We start from the raw sequence: 17,485 nt of genomic DNA, 5'->3' as shown, positions 1-17,485 counted from the left end.
AATGGCTACTGTTAAGCTTCACGTCCGCAAGGGCGATACGGTCAAGGTGCTCTCCGGCAAGGATCGTGGCACCGTCAGCGAGGTTCTGCGCTGCTATCCCAGCGAGGGCCGCGTTGTGGTCAAGGGCGTCGCGATGATGAAGAAGTCCATGCGCCCGACGCAGGCCAACCCCCGTGGCGGCATCGTCACGAAGGAGGCCAAGATCTACGCCTCTCGCGTGCAGCTCGTCTGCCCGAAGTGCGGCAAGGCCACTCGTGTTGGTCATGCGATGAACGCTGAGGGCAAGAAGGTTCGCGTTTGCAAGAAGTGCGGCGCTGAGTTTTAATTAGCGTCTGCTCTTTTGCCGGGCCTCGTGCAGGAGCTGTCCTGCACGAGGCCCGACGTGTGCCTACCATGCTGTGCAGTTTGTCCTGTGCAGCGTGGTGTGCACATGTGTGCCACTGCGTTACAACGGCTTTCGGGATAGGATGCCCGAAAGGTGTCGGGACGGAAACCCGCCACGTCAAACCCCAAAAGGAGTGAAGAACATGTCCGACATGCCCCGCCTGAAGAAGAAGTACCTCGAGATTGCCCGTCCGGGTCTTCAGGAGAAGTACGCCTACCCCAACGTCATGATGATCCCCAAGCTGGAGAAGATCGTCGTGAACATGGGCGTCGGCGAGGCCACGACCGACTCCAAGGCCATCGACGCCGCTGTCGCTGACCTCCGTGTCATCACGGGCCAGCAGCCGATGATCGCCCGCGCCCGCAAGTCCATCGCTTCGTTCCACCTGCGTGAGGGCATGCCCATCGGCGCTAAGGTCACCCTGCGCGGCGACCGCATGTGGGAGTTCCTCGATCGTCTGATCTCCATCGACATCCCTCGTATCCGTGACTTCCGCGGCCTCTCGACGAAGTCGTTCGACGGCACGGGCAACTACTCCATGGGTGTCACCGAGCAGCTGATCTTCCCTGAGATCGACTATGACAAGGTCGACCACACCCGTGGCATGGACATCACGATGGTCACGACGGCTAAGACGAATGATGAAGGAGAGACGCTTCTTCGTCTCCTGGGCTTCCCGTTCAAGAAGAACTAGCGTAAACTGATCCCTTGCGCGTGCTATGTGGCACGAGCAAGGGATCTTTGTGTCTCTACGATGCTTCGTGAAGGAGGAAAGTGTGGCTAAGAAGTCGATGATCGCCGCTGCGAACCGCGAGCCGAAGTTTTCGACGCGCCAGCACAACCGCTGCATGCGTTGTGGTCGCCCCCGTGCGTACTACCGCAAGTTCGGCCTGTGCCGTGTGTGCTTCCGCGAGCTGGCGAGCAAGGGCGAACTCCCTGGCGTCAGGAAGGCAAGCTGGTAGGCTGATTGCCGGGGACCTGTCCAAACAGGCGCTTCCGTTATGGGCGGATGCGAACCGTTAGGGCAGTCTCATCTAGAACCATAGGAGGAATCACATGAATTTGTCCGACCCGATCGCAGATATGCTTACGCGCATCCGTAATGCAAACTCTGCGAACAAGGCCACGGTCTCGATGCCCACGAGCAAGAAGCTCGTCGAGATCGCTCGCGTGCTGTATGAGGAGGGCTTCATCGAGCACTTCGTCGTTGAGCCCGGCACGCCTCACAGCAATCTCGTCATTACGCTCAAGTACGGTGAGCGTCGTGCAAAGGTCATCCGTGGCATCCGTCGCATCTCTAAGCCTGGCCTGCGTATCTACGCTGGCAAGGACGAGCTGCCTCGCGTTCTCGGCGGTCTGGGCATCGCCATCATCTCCACGTCCAAGGGCGTTATGACCGATCGCGACGCGCGCAAGGCTGGCGTCGGCGGCGAGGTCATCGCCTACGTCTGGTAACGAACCAGGAAAGGAGCAAATCCGTGTCTCGTATCGGTAAGCAGCCCATCCCGGTCCCTGCCGGCGTAGAGGTCACCATCACGGGTTCCCACGTGGCCGTGAAGGGTCCCAAGGGCGAACTCAACAAGCAGTTCTCTGACATCATCTCCATCAAGCAGGAGGGCAACGAGATCCTCGTCACCCGTCCTGATGACTCCCGCACCGCGCGCTCCCTGCACGGCCTGACGCGTACGCTCGTCCACAACATGATCGTGGGCGTGTCTGAGGGCTTCGTGAAGAAGCTCGAGCTCGTCGGCGTCGGCTACCGTGCGGCACTCAAGGGCAAGTCGCTTGAGCTTTCGCTCGGCTATTCGCACCCCGTCATCGTGGAGCCCGAAGAGGGCATCACGTTCGAGGTTCCGGACAACACGCACGTGCTTGTCAAGGGCATCGACAACCAGCGCGTCGGCCAGGTTGCTGCTGACATCCGCATGAAGCGTCCCCCGGAGCCCTACAAGGGCAAGGGTGTCCGCTACGAGGGCGAGCACGTCCGTCGTAAGCTCGGCAAGGCCTCGAAGTAACGCGCGCGTAATCCACGTCCGACACCCTGTAAGGTGTCGGTTATAGCGAGGAGTATTTCATGAACAAGCACAAGGCGAAGGCAGAGCGTCTCGCTCGCCGTCACCGCCGCGTCCGTGGCAAGGTGTCCGGCACCGCCGAGCGTCCCCGTCTCTGCGTGCGCCGCACGAACGCCAACATCTACGCCATGCTCATCAATGATGAGAACGGCACCACGCTTTGCTCCGCTTCGACGCTGGACGCTGAGTTCCGCGCCACGGGCAAGATCGGCTCCAACAAGGAGGCCGCTGCGTTCGTGGGCGAGCTTGTCGGCAAGCGTGCTCTCGAGGCCGGCTACACGACGGTCTCGTTTGACCGCGGTGGCAATCTCTATCACGGCCGCGTGGCTGCTCTGGCCGATGGTGCCCGCAACGCTGGCCTGACGTTCTAGGAGGAGTGAAGCATGGCTCGTAACCATCAGCGCGAGAACAACAACGCCACGCCTGAGCTGCAGGAGCGCGTCGTCTTCATCAACCGCGTCTCCAAGGTTGTCAAGGGCGGCCGTCGCTTCTCCCTCTCCGCTCTCGTCGTCGTCGGCGACGGCAAGGGCAACGTCGGCATCGGCATGGGTAAGTCCGCCGAGGTCCCGCTGGCCATCCAGAAGGGTATCGAGGACGCCAAGAAGAACATGTTCTACATCCCGGTGACCGAGACGGGCACGATTCCTCACGACGTTGAGGGTCACTATGGCGCTGGTCGCGTCGTTCTGAAGCCGGCTGTCCCCGGTACTGGCGTTATCGCCGGTGGCCCCGTGCGTGCTCTTTGCGAGCTCGCGGGCATCAAGAACATTCTGGCCAAGTCGCTGGGCACCAGCAACTCGCTCAACATCATCAAGGCTGCTGCCGAGGGTCTGGCGCGCCTCGAGAGCCCGCAGCAGGCCGCTGCTCGCCGTGGCATCACCGTGGGCGAGATGTTCGCCGGTAAGGAGAACAACTAATCATGGCAGAGACGAAGACCCTGCTCATCAAGCAGGTCCGTAGCACGATCGGCCACCCCAAGGATCAGGCTGCCACGCTGCGTGCCCTGGGTCTCCACCGCATCAACAATGTCGTGGAGCGTCCGGACAGCCCGAGCGTTCGTGGCATGATCCAGAAGGTGCGTCACCTCGTCACCGTCGAGGAGATCTAAGGAGTTTTCAATGCAGCTACACGATCTGTACCCCGCTGAGGGTTCTCGCAAGAACCGCAAGCGCGTCGGTCGCGGCAACTCGGGCAAGGGCGGCACGACGGCTGGTCGCGGCCAGAAGGGCCAGAAGTCCCGTTCCGGCGGCGGCAAGGGCCCGGGCTTCGAGGGTGGCCAGATGAAGCTGGCCATGCGCCTGCCTAAGCTTCCCGGCTTCCGCAATCCCTGCCGCGTTGAGTACGCTCCCGTGAACCTCGACCGTCTGAACGACCTGTTCGAGGACGGCGCCGTTGTCGATTCTGATGCTCTTGTCGCCAAGAACGTCATCAAGAAGAACACGACGCTTGTCAAGGTTCTCGGTGACGGCGAGCTTACGAAGAAGCTCACCGTTCGCGTTGACAAGGTGTCCGCCTCCGCTCAGGCCAAGATTGAGGCTGCGGGAGGGACGGTAGAGCTGCCGTGCTAAATGCCATCCTGAATGCGTTCCGGGTCCCGGAGCTGAGGAATAAGATCCTCTTTACTCTGGGGATTATCGTGCTGTACCGCATTGGCTCGTACATCCCGCTGCCCGGTATCCCATTCGGTGATTTGGTGAGCACGTTTGAGAATGCGAACAGCGGCATGGGTAACACCATGGCGCTGCTCAACCTCTTCTCTGGTGGCGCTCTGTCGTACGTATCGCTGTTCTCGCTGGGCATCATGCCCTACATCACCGCCTCCATCATCCTTCAGATGATGCAGGCGGTGGTGCCGTCTCTGCGTTCGCTCGCCAAAGAGGGCGAGATGGGCCAGAGGAAGATCACGCAGTACACGCGGTACCTGACGATCGTCCTGTCGCTCATCAACGCGATTGGCTACCTGCTGCTCTTCAAGAGCCCGCAGTACGGCATCTCTTTTGCCGGTATGGGCGTGCCTGAGTTCCTGATGGACGTCATGATCGTGTTCGGCTTCATCGTCGGATCGATGCTCATCATGTGGCTGGGCGAGCTCATTACGCAGCGTGGTGTGGGTAATGGCATGTCGCTCATCATCTTCGCGAACATCATGTCGCGTCTGCCCTCTGCCATCTTCAACTCGATTGAGACGAGCACGACGGGCGTCCTGTTCACGATTCTGATCGTCGTCGTGATCCTTGCGGTCATTCCGCCGATCATCTTCGTGGAGCGCGGCCAGCGTCGCATTCCGGTGTCCTACGCGAAGCGAGTGACGGGTCGTCGCATGATGGGTGGTCAGAACACGTACCTTCCCATTAAGGTCAACACGGCCGGTGTCATCCCGATCATCTTTGCCTCGTCCATCCTGTACATCCCGGCGCAGCTCGCGGTCTTCTTCCCGAACGTGGGCTGGATTCAGGGCTTTTCCAACGCGATCAGCGCTGGCTGGCTTAACTGGATCCTGTCGGTTCTGCTCATTGTCTTCTTCGCGTACTTCTACACGTCCATGGTGTTCAACCCCAACGACACTGCGGACAACCTGAAGAAGCAGGGCGGCTTCATCCCGGGCGTGCGTCCGGGTGCTCCGACGGCGCTGTACATCAAGAACGTCCTGAACCGCATCACGTTGCCTGGTGCGATCTTCATCGCCCTGGTGGCCGTTGTTCCGTCTATTCTGTTCTTCTTCACGAACAACACGCTGATTCAGGCGTTTGGTGGCACGTCGATCCTCATCATGGTGGGCGTTGCGCTCGACACGATGAGCAAGGTCGAAAGCCAGCTTCGCATGCACGACTACGAGGGCTTCTTCCGCTAGGCCGTAAGGCCGGGGGAGGGCCCTCCCTTTTTGAGGTATTCTGAGCGCCCGGGCGCCCCAGCACGCGGGACGTCCGGGCGATCTGTTTAGGAAGCAGTCGACTGCCGACGCGTTCGGTGGCGGCTGTGCTGACAAAAAGGAGGTCTTCATGAACATCGTCCTGCTTGGCGCCCCTGGCGCGGGGAAGGGCACCCAGGCTGAGCGTCTGGTCAACGAGTTTTCGATTCCGCATATCTCGACTGGCGACATCCTGCGCGCTGCCGTGAAGGAGGGCACGCCGCTGGGCGTGAAGGCCAAGAGTTTCATGGATGCCGGGGAGCTCGTGCCTGACCAGCTCATCATTGACCTCATGCAGGAGCGTCTCTCTGCTGAGGATGCGCAGCGAGGCTTCATCCTTGACGGCTTCCCCCGTACGACGATGCAGGCTGCCGCGCTCGACACTGCGCTCGCCGAGTCGGGCCGCCGCATCGACTGCGCCCTCGCGATCGAGGTTCCGGCTTCCGTCATCGTTGACCGACTCTCTTCTCGACGCGTGTGCCGTGCGTGCGGCCACACGGGCACGGCTGAAGAGGCCACGTGCCCGACGTGCGGCGGCGAGATGTACCAGCGTGATGACGACAAGCCTGAGACCATCCAGAATCGCCTCGACGTTTACGCCAAGTCGACGGCCCCGCTCATCGATTACTATGCTGGTGCTGGCGTGCTCGCGCGCATCGACGGCAACCGTCCCGTTGACGTCGTGTATGACGACGTGAAGAGCGCGATCGCCCATGATTAAGCTCAAGAGCGCCGAGGACATCGAGGGGCTTAAGAAGTGCGGTGCTCTCTCTAAGCAGGTGCTTCGCCTTGCAGGGGAGATGGCAAAGCCCGGCGTCTCGACGCTTGAAATCGACCAGTTTGTCGAGGACTTCATCCGTATGCACGGCGGCGTGCCGGGCTTTAAGGGCTACGGTGGCTTCCCAGGTTCCATCTGCGCCTCTATCAACGAGGAGGTCGTCCACGGCATTCCTTCGTCGGAGCGCATCCTACGTGAGGGGGATATCTTCTCCATCGACACGGGTGCGACGGTTGACGGATGGGTGGGTGACAATGCGTGGACGTTCGCTATCGGTCACATCTCGGACGAGGCGAAGGCCTTGCTGCAGGTGACTCGCGACTGCCTCGCACTCGGTATTGAGCAAGCAGTGCCTGGCAACCACCTCGGCGATATCGGCTATGCCATCCAGCAGCATGCGGAGAAGCATGGCTATGGCGTCATCCGCGAGTATGTCGGTCACGGCATCGGTCGGCATATGCACGAAGAGCCCAATGTGCCCAACTACGGGCGCAAGGGACACGGCGTTCGTCTCGAAGCAGGTATGTGCATCGCGATCGAGCCGATGATCACGGCGGGCAAACGTTACGTCCACACGCTTGCCAATGAGTGGACGGTCGTCACGAACGATGGCTCTCTCTCGGCTCACTTCGAGAACACGATTGCCATCACGAACGATGGGCCCGTCATCACGACGGTTGAGCCGGGCTTTGACCCGCTCGATGTCGATGGAGGTCGCAACGCTTCATGCTAGCGCGTGTACGGGCGGGACGTTCGTTATGTGAAGGTGTGGCGTGCGTCCCGTCCGTGCTGTATCATGCAGCACTGCATGTATGTTGTCTCTAATGAAAGTGACGGCTTGTGACGAAGCGAGAAGACGCAATTGAGCTCGAAGGCACGGTCGTTGAGCCTCTGCCCAACGCCATGTTCAAGGTCGAGCTCGAAAATGGTCATACGGTGCTCGCTCACATCTCCGGTAAGATTCGAATGAACTATATTCGTATTCTTCCTGGCGATAAGGTTGTTCTCGAGCTTTCTCCGTATGATCTGACGCGCGGGCGCATCACCTACCGTTATAAGTAGGATTTTGCATCTGTGCGTTACCTCGTCTGATTCCCGACGGGCACCCATCTGTTTGGTGCGCAGGGGATCAGATATCTGCTGTCTCGATTCCGGTTTGCTTTGCACGGTATCGAAAACAGCGACCCTCCCGGGGTCATCACGTCTGCGGCTGGACGAGTAGATAGAGAAGCACGACTACCGAAAGGGAGAACGATGAAGGTACGTCCTTCGGTCAAGAAGATGTGCGACAAGTGCAAGATCATTCGTCGCCACGGCAAGATCTTGGTCGTCTGCGAGAACCCGCGCCATAAGCAGCGTCAGGGTTAAGAGAGGAGCGAACGGTGGCTCGTATTTTCGGCATCGATCTGCCGCGCGAGAAGCGCGTTGAGATCGGCCTCACCTACATCTACGGTATCGGCCGCACCACTGCTAGCAAGATTTGCGCCGAGACGGGCGTCGACCCGGCCACGCGCGTCAAGGATCTCACCGAGGACGAGGTCACGCGCATCCGTGACTTCATTGACGGACGCTACATGGTTGAGGGCGACCTCCGCCGTGAGCAGAGCCAGAACATCAAGCGCCTGATGGAGATCGGCTGCTACCGTGGCCTGCGTCACCGTAAGGGCCTCCCGGTGCGTGGTCAGCGCACTCACACGAACGCTCGTACCCGTAAGGGCCCGCGTCGTCAAATCGGTGCGAAGAAGAGGGGCTAACAGAACATGGCAACGAACAAGAAGGCTGCGCACGTCCGCATCAAGCGCAGTGATCGTAAGAACATCGCTGTGGGCCAGGCCCACATTAAGAGCTCGTTCAACAACACCATCGTCTCCATCACCGATCCCCAGGGCAACGTCGTTGCTTGGAAGTCGGCCGGCACGGTGGGCTTCTCGGGCTCGCGCAAGTCGACGCCCTTCGCCGCTCAGATGGCGGCCGAGGCCTGCGCCAAGATCGCGCAGGAGCACGGCATGCGCAAGGTGGCTGTCTTCGTGAAGGGTCCCGGCTCGGGCCGCGAGACCGCCATTCGCTCGCTTCAGGCTGCCGGCCTCGAGGTTACGAGCATTCAGGACAAGACCCCCACTCCGCACAACGGTTGCCGTCCGCGCAAGCGTCGTCGCGTGTAAGTAAGGAAGGAAAGCAATTATGGCAGTGGATAGGACTCCTGTACTCAAGCGGTGCAGGTCCCTCGGCATCGATCCCGTTGTCATGGGTATCGATAAGTCGTCCAATCGTCAGCCGCAGAAGCGCGCGCGTCGCCAGGAGAGCGAGTACGGCCAGCAGCTCCGTGAGAAGCAGAAGGCCAAGTTCATCTATGGCGTGCTCGAGAAGCAGTTCCACATGTACTACGAGAAGGCCGTGCGTATGCCCGGCATCTCCGGCGACAACCTGATGGCGATGCTCGAGACCCGTCTCGACAACGTCGTGTTCCGTCTGGGCTTTGCCCGTACGCGCCGTGAGGCTCGTCAGTGCGTGACGCACGCTCACGTCCTCGTCAACGGCCGCCGCGTCGACGTTCCGTCGTACCGCGTCCGCATGGGTGACGTCATCGCCCTGTCGCCCAAGGCCAAGGACATGCTGGTCACGAAGAGCGCCCTGGTTGCCTCTGAGAGCCGTCAGGTTCCCGGCTGGCTCGAGGTCGACCTGGAGAAGCTGCAGGGCACTGTCCTCCAGCTCCCCACGCGTGACCAGATCGACATGGATCTCCAGGAGCACCTCATCATCGAGCTCTACTCGAAGTAATCTGGGTCGTAAGTCTGGAGGTACTACATGTCCGAATTCATCCGGCCCCAGGTGACGGTCGAGAACGTGAACGACTCGTTCGCTCGCTTCACGATCGAGCCTCTGGAGCGTGGCTTCGGCGATACGCTGGGTAATTCCCTGCGTCGCGTGCTGCTGTCCTCGCTGGACGGTGCCGCTGTCGAAGCCATCCACATCGAGGGCATCCAGCACGAGTTCCAGGCGCTCAAGGGCGTCCGCGAGGATGTCACCGACATCGTCCTGAACGTCAAGGAGCTGGTCTTCAAGGCCAACGGTCAGGGCGACGAGGCCACTGCGACCGTCGACATTGACGGTCCGGCTGTCGTGACGGGCGAGGACTTCTTCGTGCCGGCCGAGTTCGACCTTGTGAACCCCGAGTGCGTCATCGCCACGCTTGAGGACGGCGCCCACCTGACGATGTCCATGCGCATCGGCCGTGGTCGCGGCTATGTCCCCGGTGAGATGAACGTGCGTTCGGACGATTCCATCGGAATCATCCACGTGGACTCTCTGTTCTCGCCGGTTCGTCGCTGCACGAAGCTCGTTGAGCCGTGCCGCGTCGGCCAGCGTACGGACTACGACAGCCTCGTTCTCGAGATCGAGACGAACGGCGCCGTGAGCCCCTCCGATGCGCTCGTCCAGGCCTCCAACATCATCAACCAGCACATGAATGCGTTCCTGTCGCTGGCTACGACGACGGAGGCGCCCGAGGACACGTCGATTTTCGCGCAGGAGGAGACGAGCGACAACGTCGAGCTCGACAAGCGCATCGACGACCTCGATCTGTCGGTTCGCTCGTTCAACTGCCTGAAGCGCGCTGGCATCCACTCTGTGCGTCAGCTGCTCGACTTCAGCGAGAACGACCTGCTCAATATCCGTAACTTTGGCGTCAAGTCCATCGAAGAGGTCAAGGACAAGCTGGCCTCGATGGGCATGAGCCTCAAGCAATAGCACAGATCGGAGTAAAGGCAAATGAGGCACCAGAAGAAGCATGGGCTGAAGCTGGGCACCGACGCCGCCCACACCAAGGCGATGAAGCGGAGCCTGGTTAACTCCCTGTTCCTGAATGACCGTATCAAGACGACGCAGACGCGCGCCAAGGCCATCCGTGGCGACGTCGATCGTATCATCACGTGGGCCAAGCGCGGCGACCTGCACTCTCGTCGTCTTGCGCTCGCCAAGCTCAACGACAAGGAGATCGTGCGCGAGGTCTTCGAGAAGGTTGAGCAGGGCATGTGGGCTGACCGCACCTGCGGTTTCACCCGCATCTACAAGCTCGGTCCCCGCAAGGGCGACAATGCCCCCATGGTCATCATCGAGCTTGTGACTGAGCCCGTTCAGCCGAAGCAGAAGAAGGCCGCTCCGGCCGCTGCTAAGGCTGTCTCTGAGGTCAAGCCCGTTGAGGCCGAAGAGGCCCCCGAGGCTGAGGCCGCCGAGACGCCCGCTGAGGCTGTCGAGGAGACGAAGGGCGAGGCCAAGGCCGAGGCGTAAGCTTCGAGTCGGCTTGCCCGACGTGCTATGCGTTAACTTGCAAGGGGGCCTGCGTTGCGCGGGTCCCCTTGTTATTTTATGGGCTGTATGGTGACAATGGCGGATGGAGGTGCCCATGCTTGAGCTGCGCGACATCACGTTTGGGTATCCCCCTGCCTCTCTGGGCCCGGACTCGCCTTCTGTCGCTTCAGAGGCCATCGCGGTTCGTGGCGCAGGTCTTGTCGTGCATCCCGGGGAGCGCGTCGCCTTACTGGGACACAACGGATCAGGCAAATCTACGCTGTTGCGTATTGCATCCGGTGGGGTAGCTCCGACCTCGGGTGACGTCGTTTTGTACGGGACGACTCTCTCCTGGAGCGACTCGCATACCCTTTGGGAGCATCGGCGCGCTGTGGGCGTTGTTGGGCAGGACCCCGACGATCAGATGGTGGCGTCGACCGTCTTTGAGGAGGTCGCGTTCGGCCCCTGTAACCTGGGACTACCTGCGAAGGAGATCCGCTCGTGCGTGAGTCTGGCCCTAGAGCAGTGCCGTCTTGTCGGCTTTGACGCGCGTGATGTTTCGACGTTGTCGGGCGGGCAGCGTCAACGCGTTGCACTCGCCGGCGTGCTCGCGATGCAGCCACAGTACCTGCTGCTCGACGAGCCGTGCTCCATGCTCGATAGAAAGGCGCGCCAGGGCGTGCTGCGTGTCGTGGACAAGGCGGCGCACGAAGGCTGCGGCGTGCTGCACGTTACGCATGAGCTCGAGGACGTCATCGACTACGATCGCGTCCTTGTTATGGAGGAAGGGCGTGTCGTGTGGGAGGGGACACCGCGCGCATTACTGAGCGATCGCGATGCTCTTGCGCGCTCGCGGTGCCTCGTGAGCGGTGCGCTTCGCCGCTCTTTCGGAGATGCGCATGGGAATGAGCCTGCTTCCGATAAGTATGTCTTACGGGGCATGGATACCGACGCTGCGAGCTATGTGGCTTGCAAAGAGGAAGCGCTGAATGCGAGCGCTGTCTCGTTCGCATACGACGACGGCACGCGGCGTGGCCGACGAAGGGGTCATCCTACTGCGCTGGCGCTTGAGGACGTCTCGCTGTGTGTTGCGCATGGTGGCGCCGTGCTCGTTAGTGGGCCGACGGGGTCCGGGAAGTCAACGCTCATGCGATTGCTTGCCGGCCTGCTTCGCCCCTCGGAGGGAACCGTTGCCGTGGATGGTCGTCCCACGTGCCCGGAGCTGGTTGCCTGCTCGTTTCAGCGGGCGGAGGACCAGCTGTTCGCTGACACCGTGCTCGATGACGTGGCGTTCGGCCCGCGCAATCTCGGCTGCTCGCACGAGGAGTCTGTGCGACGCGCTCGGTCGGCTTTGGGGCGCGTGGGGCTCGATCCGGATGCTTTCGGGGCGCGCAGCCCGTTTGGCCTGTCTGGGGGGCAGATGCGACGCGTCGCTTTGGCGGGCGTGCTTGCTATGGAAACGCCGTTCGTGGCACTTGACGAGCCGACGATCGGCCTCGATGCCGACGGGCTCCGTGATCTGCGCAAGCTCGTTTCGGACCTGCGGTCGAGCGGCACCGGTGTCGTCATCGTGTCGCATGATGTCGAGCGCTGCCTGCCGATGGTCGACGGGCTTCTTGAGCTTCGGGATGGCCATGCTGTGGTGTGCGGTGCCGACTCTCCTGCCGAGTGCCCCGTGAAGGGTTGTGTTGGTCGAGGCGACGGGGCCGTGTGCGACGGGCATCCGGAGGTGCGACCATGAGCCTGGGGGGCATTGCACTGGGAACGTACGTTGTCGGCGACTCGCCGGTGCACCGCCTCGATGCCCGCGTGAAGGTGGCGCTGCTGCTCGTTGCGACGGTTGCGTTGTTCTGCATCGAAAGCCTGCCGGCGCTGATCGCTGTGCTGGTCGGCTCGCTTGTTCTCGGCGTTCTGGCTGGCATGTCGCTGAGAAGGGTCGCGCGCAACCTCGTGCCGATGCTCATCGTGTTCGCTGTCATGCTTGCTGCCAATGCGCTGCGCTTTGACGGGTCGGGAGACGTGGCGCTGGTCGGTTCGTTCGGGCTTTCTACGAGTGGAGCGCTGCGTGGCGCCGCTGCCGTTGTTCGCATTGCGTGTATGGTGGCATTGGCGCTGTTGGTGAGCTCTACAACGACGGCGTCGGCGCTCACGGAGTCGCTGTTGTGGATGCTTAAGCCGTTGCGCCGGCTGCACGTGCCGGTCGATGACATTGCGACGACGCTCTCCATCGCGCTGCGGTTTATCCCCGTGTGTGCTGAGCAGCTGGATCGCGTGGCGACTGCCCAGCGTGCGCGAGGCGCTCGGGTGGGGCAGGGAAGCATCGTGCACCGCGTGACGTCGTGGGTGCCCGTCATGATCCCGCTTATCGTGGGCCTTTTTCGCCGATCGGAAGCACTGGCCGGTGCCATGCAGGCGCGCTGCTATCGAGGCGAGGGCCGCACGCAGCTGACGACGCTGCGGATGCGCGTTGTGGACGTCGTCGTGCTGGTGGTGGGGCTGGTGGCGTGCGTGGCGACGTCTGCATTGCTGTAGCCTGGCGAGGCTCGGTTGCAGGGCCCGCTTCTTGCACGTGGCGAGTGCTTTGCGGCCAAGAAGCAGACTTGTGTATGCCGTGGCGTTTGGCGTGCAGCGGGGGAGATGTGCGGCACTTTCATTTTGGAGCGCTGCGATGTCCATATGTACATTGGCGGATAGCGTATCTGCAAGAAGGCGCGGCCCAGACGGCTCGGGTTGGAAAGGCGTGCAGTTCACGACTCGCTTTTCTGGCCATCAAGAGCCCTGCGGGCGCTAAGGTGGGGTGGGAGGGACCATGAAGCTCGATAGCGAGGCTTTGGAGAGGTGCGAGTCGGCGGCAGACGAGGCCGCGCTCCCTGGCGATGCGCTCGTGCTGCGGCTGTCGTATGACGGGGGCGCGTTCTCAGGCTTTGCGTCCCAAGAGGGTCAGCCGCACGTGCGCACCGTGGCCGGCGAGCTGACGAACGCCCTGCAGACGCTGTTGCGGCGCCCCGTCGAGCTCACGTGCGCTGGGCGCACGGACGCCGGCGTTCACGCGCGCGCCCAGTACGTGAGTCTGCCGACGACGTCCCGGGAATCCCAGGAGCTGTCGGGGCGCCGGCTGGTGCGCTCGCTCTCTGCTGTGCTGCCCGAGGACGTCTCCGTGACGGAGGTGCTCCGGGCGGCCTCCGGGTTCTCGGCGCGCTTTGACGCGCGGGCGCGGGAATATCGCTACCGGCTCATCTGCTCGCCGGCGCGTCCGATGTTCTGCCGCTCGTGGGCCTGGTGGCTGCGCAGCGAGGGGACGCTCGACGTCGAAGCGATGCGCGCGGGCGCCGAGCTGCTCAAGGGCGAGCACGACTTCAAGAGCTTTTGCAAGACGGCGAGCGCCGAGGGCAAGCCGACGTGTCGCTTTGTCGAGAGCATCGACTTCTTCGAGGAGGAGCAGCTTGGGGAGCGTCAGCTCGTCATGCGCATCGTTGGCAATGCGTTCCTTCACAACATGGTGCGCACGATCATGGGGACGCTTGTCGAAGTGGGGCGAGGACATCGCACGCCTGCGTGGGTGGGCGACGTCCTGGCCGCCTGCGACCGCCGCGCGGCTGGCCCATGCGCCCCATCGTGCGGTTTGACGTTCTGGAGTGTCCGCTACGACGAGGGCGTGCTGCGTCCCTGGTAGGCGACGGATGGCGCGGTCTTGGCCGCTGCCATGCTCCATCGCGGCATCAGACGGGGCGTGTACGATATGGCCTCGACGCGACACGATGCCGAGAGAGGGAGACGCACCTATGGCGACGCTTACGACGAACCTGACGCGCGAGCAGGCATTTGAGCTGCTTACGACGTACAACCAGGATCCGTTCCACATCCAGCATGGCGAGACGGTCGAGGGCGTCATGCGCTACTTCGCCGCCGAGTATGACCCGGAGAACGTCGAGTTTTGGGGTCAGGTGGGCCTGCTGCACGACCTGGACTTCGAGCGCTGGCCAGAGCAACACTGCGTCAAGGAGCAGGAGCTCATGCGCGAGGCGGGTGTCTCGGAGGAGGCCATCCGCGCGACGGCCTCGCACGGCTGGGGCCTGACGGGCACGCAGTTCGAGCCGGAGCTGCTCATGGAGAAGGTGCTGTTTGCTTGCGACGAGCTGACGGGCCTCATCGGTGCCGCCGTGCTTATGCGCCCCTCGAAGAGCGTCATGGACTTCGAGGTGAAGTCGCTCAAGAAGAAGTTCAAGGACAAGCACTTTGCGGCCGGATGCTCGCGCGACGTCATCAGCCAGGGCGCCGAGCGGCTCGGCTGGACGCTCGAGGAGCTCATGCAGCGCACGATCGACGCCATGCGTTCCTTCGCGCCCGATCGCGACACGTTCCAGGCGTAGCCATCCTGATCGGACGGGCCGCCGCCCCATATCATCGCCGGACTCAGACAGCTTCGCCGCACAAAGCGCGGCTGCAGAACTCGCCTTCGACGATATGGGGCGGTGGCCCTGCGTCACCTTGCTCGGATCCCGTCCGCGTGCATGGGCTTATCGTGAATGAGGAAAGCCGCGGTGTCACGCCCACGTCCGGTGCATGAAGGTATGCATATATAGCACGCCGCATGTTCGAACGCGACCGCGTGCCGCCAGCCGGTTTCCCAGGCGGTCGCGAGGATAGGAGACCGTCTCATGCTGGTGAACGAGCACTTTGCCCAGATCGGGCAGAACTACCTCTTCTCGACGATTGCGCGCAAGGTGAAGGCGTACTCGGCCACGAACCCCGAGCGTCGCATCATCCGCCTGGGCATCGGCGACGTCACGGAGCCGATTGCGCCCGTCATTATCGAGGCCATGCACAAGGCCGTCGACGAGATGGGTGCCAAGAAGACGTTCCGCGGCTACTGTGATGACGCCGAGGGCTACGAATTCCTGCGCGACGCCGTTGCCGCCCACTATGCGGAGCTGGGCGCGCAGCTCGGCAGCGACGAGGTGTTCATTTCGGACGGCGCCAAGAGTGACCTGGGCAACTTCCTCGACCTCACGGGCCCCGACTGTGTGGCGCTCATCCCCGACCCGGTGTATCCCACCTACGTGGACACGAACATCATGGCGGGTCACAAGATTCGCTACATGCACGGCTCTGCCGAGAACGGCTTCCTGCCGCTGCCCGACGACTCGGTTGACGCCGACCTCATCTACCTGTGCTCGCCGAACAACCCGACGGGCGCCGTGTACGACGCGGCTGGGCTGGCGGCGTGGGTTGGCTACGCGCTTGACCACGAGGCGCTCATCATTTTTGACTCCGCCTACGAGGCGTTCATCCGGGAAGACGGCCTGCCCCACACGATCTACGAGATCGACGGCGCCGAGAAGTGCGCGGTCGAGATCTCGTCGTTCTCGAAGATGGCCGGCTTCACGGGCGTGCGCTGTGGCTTCACCGTCGTTCCTAAGACGCTGACCGTGGCGGGCGACGTTGACCTCAACCAGATGTGGCGCCGCCGTCAGAACACGAAGTTCAACGGCGTGCCGTACATCGTGCAGCGCGCCGCCGAGGCCGCCCTGTCGCCACTCGGCCGCCAGCAGACGCGTGCGCAGGTCGACTACTACCTGGGCAACGCCGCCGTCATCGCCCAGCATCTCGACGAGCTGGGCATCGCGTATACGGGCGGCAAGAACGCTCCGTACATCTGGCTTGAGTGCCCCGGCGGCATGCGCTCGTGGGACTTCTTCGACCGACTGCTCGAGCAGGCCCAGGTTGTCGGCACGCCGGGCGCCGGCTTTGGCCAGGCGGGTGAGGGACGTCTGCGCCTGTCCGCCTTCGGGCAGCGCCCTGATGTCGAGGAGGCTATGGCGCGCATCAAGGAGATGCTGGCGTAGGCATGCTCGCCGGCATGTCCGACATGTGAGTTGCGCGGGATGGGGGTCGGGATGCGCCGCCTTGGTTTTAGGCGGTGCGCCGGCCCTCTTTGCTCTGAGATGGGCGGAGAACGAGCCTTTGTCACGTGGCTGGTTTTGGAGATCGAAGCGCGGCCGGGCCGGGTGCCCGGACGTCGAGGAAGCGAGCGGTAGATAGTGGACATGCTAGTTGACGTGCTGACAGACGCGGTCATCGACACGCTGAAGCTGCTGCCGTTCCTGTTTGTGACCTACCTTGCCATGGAGGCGCTCGAGAGCGCGGCCGGGGCGCGCGCGACGCGCGTCGTCGAGCGGGCGGGGCGCCTGGGGCCTGTCATTGGTGCCGTGCTCGGCGCCGTCCCGCAGTGCGGCTTTTCCGCGGCGGCGGCCACGCTCTATGCCGGGCGCGTCATCACAGTTGGCACGCTGCTGGCCGTGTTCCTCTCGACGGGCGACGAGCTGCTGCCGGTGTTCCTGTCCGAGGGCGGCGACGTGGGGGAGCTGCTGCGCATCCTCGCGGTGAAGGCCGCGCTCGCGCTGGTCATCGGCCTTGCCGTCGACGCCGTGCTGCGCCTGACGCACCGAGCGGGCGACGGCCACATCCACGTGCACGAGCTGTGCGAGCGGGAGCACTGCGGCTGCGACGCCGAGGACGAGCCCGCCCCTCTAGATGAGGAGGCCGACGGGCACAACGATGACGGGGCGCGCGCTCACGGTGATCACGAGGAGCACGGCCATGAAGGTCACGAGGGCCACTCTCACGCCCACTCGCACGGCGGGAGCTCGGTCGCCCACGGCGTCGTGACGGGGGCGCTGCACCACACGCTGCAGGTCACGCTGTTCATCTTCCTCGTGACGCTCGCTATCAACCTGCTCATCGAGCTGGCGGGTGGCACGGACGTCCTGGCCGGCTTCATGGCAGGCAACCCCGTCGTGTCCGTGGTGGCGGCCGGCGTCGTTGGCCTCATCCCCAACTGCGCTGCGAGCGTCGTCGTGGCCGAGCTCTACCTTGAGGGCGCCATCGGCTCGGCGGCCCTGCTTGCCGGGTCGCTCGTCTCGGCGGGCATCGGCCTTCTCGTCCTGTTCCGCACGAACGCTGGGGCGCGCCTCAACCTGCTCATCGCTGCGGCCCTGTGGCTGGCGGGCGTCGGGTGTGGTCTGCTCATGCTCGCAACGGGCCTGTCGTTCTAG

25 protein-coding genes are annotated in these 17,485 nt (G+C 62.9%); all 25 read left to right on the top strand.

Annotated elements, in window-relative coordinates; genetic code table 11:
- Nucleotide 1 precedes the first annotated feature (1 nt).
- The 25 genes from rplX (at nt 2) to KHZ24_08680 (ending at nt 17,485) form a co-directional block, all read left to right on the top strand.
- Nucleotides 2-325 (top strand): 50S ribosomal protein L24, encoded by a 324-nt coding sequence (rplX, locus tag KHZ24_08800; GenBank protein MBS5451291.1) that lies wholly within the window; start codon nt 2-4, stop codon nt 323-325.
- A 211-nt stretch (nt 326-536) separates the two neighbouring features.
- Nucleotides 537-1,079, top strand: a complete 543-nt coding sequence (rplE, locus tag KHZ24_08795) for a 50S ribosomal protein L5 (GenBank protein ID MBS5451290.1) — start codon at nt 537-539, stop codon at nt 1,077-1,079.
- 82 nt (nt 1,080-1,161) lie between these two features.
- Nucleotides 1,162-1,347, top strand: a complete 186-nt coding sequence (locus tag KHZ24_08790; GenBank protein ID MBS5451289.1) for a type Z 30S ribosomal protein S14 — start codon at nt 1,162-1,164, stop codon at nt 1,345-1,347.
- Nucleotides 1,348-1,441: 94 nt separating this feature from the next.
- Nucleotides 1,442-1,840, top strand: a complete 399-nt coding sequence (gene rpsH / locus KHZ24_08785; GenBank protein MBS5451288.1) for a 30S ribosomal protein S8 — start codon at nt 1,442-1,444, stop codon at nt 1,838-1,840.
- A gap of 23 nt (nt 1,841-1,863) precedes the next feature.
- Nucleotides 1,864-2,400 carry a 50S ribosomal protein L6 gene (gene rplF, locus KHZ24_08780; GenBank protein MBS5451287.1) on the top strand — a complete coding sequence of 179 codons (537 nt, stop codon included), beginning with the start codon at nt 1,864-1,866 and terminating at the stop codon, nt 2,398-2,400.
- Nucleotides 2,401-2,459: 59 nt separating this feature from the next.
- Complete coding sequence (rplR, locus tag KHZ24_08775; protein MBS5451286.1) at nt 2,460-2,828, top strand: 50S ribosomal protein L18; 369 nt, start codon at nt 2,460-2,462, stop codon at nt 2,826-2,828.
- A 12-nt stretch (nt 2,829-2,840) separates the two neighbouring features.
- The gene (gene rpsE, locus KHZ24_08770; protein ID MBS5451285.1) at nt 2,841-3,374 is read left to right on the top strand and encodes a 30S ribosomal protein S5; all 534 of its coding nucleotides are present in this window, start codon (nt 2,841-2,843) and stop codon (nt 3,372-3,374) included.
- A gap of 2 nt (nt 3,375-3,376) precedes the next feature.
- Nucleotides 3,377-3,565: a 50S ribosomal protein L30 gene (gene rpmD, locus KHZ24_08765; GenBank protein MBS5451284.1), complete on the top strand. Its 189-nt coding sequence runs from the start codon at nt 3,377-3,379 to the stop codon at nt 3,563-3,565.
- Between the two features lie 10 nt (nt 3,566-3,575).
- Nucleotides 3,576-4,025, top strand: a complete 450-nt coding sequence (gene rplO / locus KHZ24_08760) for a 50S ribosomal protein L15 (GenBank protein ID MBS5451283.1) — start codon at nt 3,576-3,578, stop codon at nt 4,023-4,025.
- Nucleotides 4,019-5,308 carry a preprotein translocase subunit SecY gene (gene secY / locus KHZ24_08755; protein ID MBS5451282.1) on the top strand — a complete coding sequence of 430 codons (1,290 nt, stop codon included), beginning with the start codon at nt 4,019-4,021 and terminating at the stop codon, nt 5,306-5,308. The genes rplO and secY overlap by 7 nt, the downstream gene beginning before the upstream one ends.
- 148 nt (nt 5,309-5,456) lie before the next feature.
- Nucleotides 5,457-6,086, top strand: coding sequence for an adenylate kinase (locus tag KHZ24_08750; protein MBS5451281.1), 630 nt, complete (start codon nt 5,457-5,459; stop codon nt 6,084-6,086).
- Nucleotides 6,079-6,876, top strand: a complete 798-nt coding sequence (gene map, locus KHZ24_08745) for a type I methionyl aminopeptidase (protein MBS5451280.1) — start codon at nt 6,079-6,081, stop codon at nt 6,874-6,876. Before KHZ24_08750 ends, map begins: the two co-directional genes overlap by 8 nt.
- A 107-nt stretch (nt 6,877-6,983) precedes the next feature.
- The gene (infA, locus tag KHZ24_08740) at nt 6,984-7,205 is read left to right on the top strand and encodes a translation initiation factor IF-1 (protein MBS5451279.1); all 222 of its coding nucleotides are present in this window, start codon (nt 6,984-6,986) and stop codon (nt 7,203-7,205) included.
- A gap of 192 nt (nt 7,206-7,397) precedes the next feature.
- Nucleotides 7,398-7,511, top strand: coding sequence for a 50S ribosomal protein L36 (gene rpmJ, locus KHZ24_08735; protein ID MBS5451278.1), 114 nt, complete (start codon nt 7,398-7,400; stop codon nt 7,509-7,511).
- A gap of 14 nt (nt 7,512-7,525) precedes the next feature.
- Nucleotides 7,526-7,897: a 30S ribosomal protein S13 gene (gene rpsM / locus KHZ24_08730; GenBank protein ID MBS5451277.1), complete on the top strand. Its 372-nt coding sequence runs from the start codon at nt 7,526-7,528 to the stop codon at nt 7,895-7,897.
- 6 nt (nt 7,898-7,903) lie between these two features.
- A complete protein-coding gene (gene rpsK / locus KHZ24_08725) occupies nt 7,904-8,305 on the top strand; it encodes a 30S ribosomal protein S11 (protein MBS5451276.1) in 402 nt (133 codons plus the stop codon).
- Between the two features lie 19 nt (nt 8,306-8,324).
- The gene (rpsD, locus tag KHZ24_08720) at nt 8,325-8,921 is read left to right on the top strand and encodes a 30S ribosomal protein S4 (protein MBS5451275.1); all 597 of its coding nucleotides are present in this window, start codon (nt 8,325-8,327) and stop codon (nt 8,919-8,921) included.
- A gap of 27 nt (nt 8,922-8,948) precedes the next feature.
- Nucleotides 8,949-9,890: a DNA-directed RNA polymerase subunit alpha gene (locus KHZ24_08715; GenBank protein ID MBS5451274.1), complete on the top strand. Its 942-nt coding sequence runs from the start codon at nt 8,949-8,951 to the stop codon at nt 9,888-9,890.
- Between the two features lie 21 nt (nt 9,891-9,911).
- On the top strand, nt 9,912-10,430 hold the full coding sequence (gene rplQ / locus KHZ24_08710; GenBank protein MBS5451273.1) for a 50S ribosomal protein L17: 519 nt from the start codon (nt 9,912-9,914) through the stop codon (nt 10,428-10,430).
- Between the two features lie 115 nt (nt 10,431-10,545).
- Nucleotides 10,546-12,171, top strand: a complete 1,626-nt coding sequence (locus KHZ24_08705) for an ATP-binding cassette domain-containing protein (GenBank protein ID MBS5451272.1) — start codon at nt 10,546-10,548, stop codon at nt 12,169-12,171.
- Nucleotides 12,168-12,962 (top strand): energy-coupling factor transporter transmembrane protein EcfT, encoded by a 795-nt coding sequence (locus tag KHZ24_08700; GenBank protein MBS5451271.1) that lies wholly within the window; start codon nt 12,168-12,170, stop codon nt 12,960-12,962. The genes KHZ24_08705 and KHZ24_08700 overlap by 4 nt, the downstream gene beginning before the upstream one ends.
- 277 nt (nt 12,963-13,239) lie before the next feature.
- Nucleotides 13,240-14,103 (top strand): tRNA pseudouridine(38-40) synthase TruA, encoded by an 864-nt coding sequence (gene truA, locus KHZ24_08695; protein MBS5451270.1) that lies wholly within the window; start codon nt 13,240-13,242, stop codon nt 14,101-14,103.
- 109 nt (nt 14,104-14,212) lie between these two features.
- Complete coding sequence (locus KHZ24_08690; protein ID MBS5451269.1) at nt 14,213-14,800, top strand: hypothetical protein; 588 nt, start codon at nt 14,213-14,215, stop codon at nt 14,798-14,800.
- 288 nt (nt 14,801-15,088) lie between these two features.
- Entirely contained in the window at nt 15,089-16,276 is a 1,188-nt protein-coding gene (locus KHZ24_08685) for an LL-diaminopimelate aminotransferase (protein MBS5451268.1), read from the top strand.
- A gap of 195 nt (nt 16,277-16,471) precedes the next feature.
- Complete coding sequence (locus KHZ24_08680; protein MBS5451267.1) at nt 16,472-17,485, top strand: arsenic efflux protein; 1,014 nt, start codon at nt 16,472-16,474, stop codon at nt 17,483-17,485.

The organism is Coriobacteriia bacterium (genome assembly GCA_018368455.1).
Taxonomy (GTDB): domain Bacteria; phylum Actinomycetota; class Coriobacteriia; order Coriobacteriales; family UMGS124; genus JAGZEG01.
The sequence above is the reverse complement of the archived record's forward strand: the minus strand, read 5'-3'. Positions and strand labels throughout refer to the sequence as shown.

Coding starts and splice junctions, on each gene's coding strand:
- rplX (MBS5451291.1), top strand. CDS start 2: ATGGCTACTGTTAAGCTTCACGTCCGCAAGGGCGATACGGTCAAGGTG.
- rplE (MBS5451290.1), top strand. CDS start 537: ATGCCCCGCCTGAAGAAGAAGTACCTCGAGATTGCCCGTCCGGGTCTT.
- rpsH (MBS5451288.1), top strand. CDS start 1,442: ATGAATTTGTCCGACCCGATCGCAGATATGCTTACGCGCATCCGTAAT.
- rplR (MBS5451286.1), top strand. CDS start 2,460: ATGAACAAGCACAAGGCGAAGGCAGAGCGTCTCGCTCGCCGTCACCGC.
- rpsE (MBS5451285.1), top strand. CDS start 2,841: ATGGCTCGTAACCATCAGCGCGAGAACAACAACGCCACGCCTGAGCTG.
- rpmD (MBS5451284.1), top strand. CDS start 3,377: ATGGCAGAGACGAAGACCCTGCTCATCAAGCAGGTCCGTAGCACGATC.
- rplO (MBS5451283.1), top strand. CDS start 3,576: ATGCAGCTACACGATCTGTACCCCGCTGAGGGTTCTCGCAAGAACCGC.
- KHZ24_08750 (MBS5451281.1), top strand. CDS start 5,457: ATGAACATCGTCCTGCTTGGCGCCCCTGGCGCGGGGAAGGGCACCCAG.
- map (MBS5451280.1), top strand. CDS start 6,079: ATGATTAAGCTCAAGAGCGCCGAGGACATCGAGGGGCTTAAGAAGTGC.
- rpmJ (MBS5451278.1), top strand. CDS start 7,398: ATGAAGGTACGTCCTTCGGTCAAGAAGATGTGCGACAAGTGCAAGATC.
- rpsK (MBS5451276.1), top strand. CDS start 7,904: ATGGCAACGAACAAGAAGGCTGCGCACGTCCGCATCAAGCGCAGTGAT.
- rpsD (MBS5451275.1), top strand. CDS start 8,325: ATGGCAGTGGATAGGACTCCTGTACTCAAGCGGTGCAGGTCCCTCGGC.
- KHZ24_08715 (MBS5451274.1), top strand. CDS start 8,949: ATGTCCGAATTCATCCGGCCCCAGGTGACGGTCGAGAACGTGAACGAC.
- rplQ (MBS5451273.1), top strand. CDS start 9,912: ATGAGGCACCAGAAGAAGCATGGGCTGAAGCTGGGCACCGACGCCGCC.
- KHZ24_08705 (MBS5451272.1), top strand. CDS start 10,546: ATGCTTGAGCTGCGCGACATCACGTTTGGGTATCCCCCTGCCTCTCTG.
- KHZ24_08700 (MBS5451271.1), top strand. CDS start 12,168: ATGAGCCTGGGGGGCATTGCACTGGGAACGTACGTTGTCGGCGACTCG.
- truA (MBS5451270.1), top strand. CDS start 13,240: ATGAAGCTCGATAGCGAGGCTTTGGAGAGGTGCGAGTCGGCGGCAGAC.
- KHZ24_08690 (MBS5451269.1), top strand. CDS start 14,213: ATGGCGACGCTTACGACGAACCTGACGCGCGAGCAGGCATTTGAGCTG.
- KHZ24_08685 (MBS5451268.1), top strand. CDS start 15,089: ATGCTGGTGAACGAGCACTTTGCCCAGATCGGGCAGAACTACCTCTTC.